General features: G+C 60.5%; 2 protein-coding genes. Both read left to right on the top strand.

Going from position 1 to position 1,858, the window contains the following annotated elements:
- Positions 1–498, top strand: a 498-nt coding sequence (locus tag L0H65_RS19300) for a sensor histidine kinase (protein WP_301460809.1), incomplete at its 5' end; no start/stop codon positions are given.
- Positions 499–501: 3 nt separating this feature from the next.
- Entirely contained in the window at positions 502–1,830 is a 1,329-nt protein-coding gene (locus L0H65_RS19295; RefSeq protein ID WP_301460808.1) for a sigma-54 dependent transcriptional regulator, read from the top strand.
- Positions 1,831–1,858: the final 28 nt, after the last annotated feature.

Below are 1,858 nucleotides of genomic sequence, written 5' to 3'. Positions count from 1 at the left end.
AAATCCTATGCCCGCAAGGGCGGGGAAGCGTTTGAACCCGTGGACGTGCGCGCCTGTCTGTCCTCGGCGCTGTCGATGATGGAGCCGCAGTTGAAAACCCGCGTGGTGCAGATCACGCGCAACCTGCCACGCAATCCGGTGATGGTGATGGCGGATCGGTTGCGGCTGGAACAGGTGATCATCAACCTGCTGCGCAACGCGCTGGATGCGACCAAGGATGTGAAAGACCCGCATATTGACCTTGCGGTTGCGGTCGACCACTCGGTCCATCTGACGGTGCGCGACAACGGCCACGGCATCGACAACCTTGAAGACCTGTTCGAACCCTTCTACACGACCAAGAAACCGGGGGAAGGGGTCGGCCTCGGGCTCGCGATTTCCTCGGGTATTGTTACCGACCTCGGTGGCCGGCTTCTGGCCCGCAATGGTGATACGCAGGGGGCTGTATTCGAAGTACAGCTTCCCATATTAGGCACAGAACTTGCAGCAGCGGAGTAAAGAATGGCACGAGCAATGAAAGTCGCGATCGTCGATGACGAAGCCGATATGCGGCAATCAATCAGCCAATGGCTGGCGCTGTCCGGGTTTGAGACGGAAACCTACGCTTCGGCGGAGGAGGCGTTGAAAAGCATCGGTGCCGATTATCCCGGAGTTGTCGTCTCCGATATCCGGATGCCGGGGATGGATGGGATGGCCTTCCTGAAACGATTGATGAGCCTTGATGGCGGCTTGCCGGTCATCATGATCACCGGGCACGGCGATGTGCCGATGGCGGTGGAGGCGATGCGCATTGGGGCTTTCGATTTTCTGGAAAAGCCGTTCAACCCCGAACGGATGACGGAACTGACCAAAAAGGCCACCCAAAACCGCCGCCTGACACTGGACAGCCGTGCGCTGCGCCGCGAACTCTCCGACGGAACGATCCTGATGCAAAAGCTGATCGGTTCCTCGGCGGAAATGGAACGGTTGCGCGAGGATATCCTCGATCTCGGTCAGGCAGACGGCCATGTGCTGATCGACGGCGAAACCGGCACCGGCAAAACCCTTGTCGCCCACGCGCTGCATGCGGTGGGGCCGCGCGCGTCAAAGAAATTCGTCACCATCTCCTGCGCTGCCTGGTCCGAAGATCAACTCGCCGCGCGGCTTTTCGGCCCGATGGAAGATGGCGGCGCCCCGCTGGTGGAGGAGGCGCGCGGCGGCACGCTTTGCCTTGAGGATATCGAAAGTCTGAGCCACGGGTTGCAATCGCGGCTGCTGACCATGATCAACGAACAAGGCAGCCCGCCCGAAACCCGCATCATCGCCATTGTGAACGAACATGCGCCGGATAAAACGCTGGAAGACATCCTGCGCCCGGATCTGTTCTACCGCTTGGGTGCGTTGACCATCCTGTGCCCGCCACTGCGCGCGCGCGGCGAAGATATCCTGACGCTGTTCACCCGGCTGTCCGAACAATTTGCCGATGAATACGGTTGCGACGCGCCACAGGTCGCCGCACAGGAAGCGGCGCAACTGCTGCAAGCGCCATGGCCGGGCAATGTGCGCCAACTGGTCAATATCGCCGAACGCGCCGTGTTGCAAAACCGCCGCGGATCTGGTTCCATCGCCTCCTTGCTGATGGCGGATAACGAGGCGACAGGCCCGGCACTGACGACCGAAGGCAAACCGCTGAAGGATTACGTCGAAGCCTTTGAACGCATGTTGATCGACAACACCATGCGCCGCCACAAGGGCTCAATCGTCGCGGTGATGGAGGAACTCTGCCTGCCGCGCCGAACCCTGAATGAGAAGATGGCGAAATACAGCCTCAGCCGGGCCGATTACACCTGAAACCATCTGCGACACCGGCACAGGCAGC

This window comes from Pseudorhodobacter sp. (assembly GCF_030452865.1).
Classification (GTDB): Bacteria; Pseudomonadota; Alphaproteobacteria; order Rhodobacterales; family Rhodobacteraceae; genus Pseudorhodobacter.
Note: the sequence above shows the minus strand (reverse complement) of the source record. Positions and strands in the feature narration are given on the sequence as shown.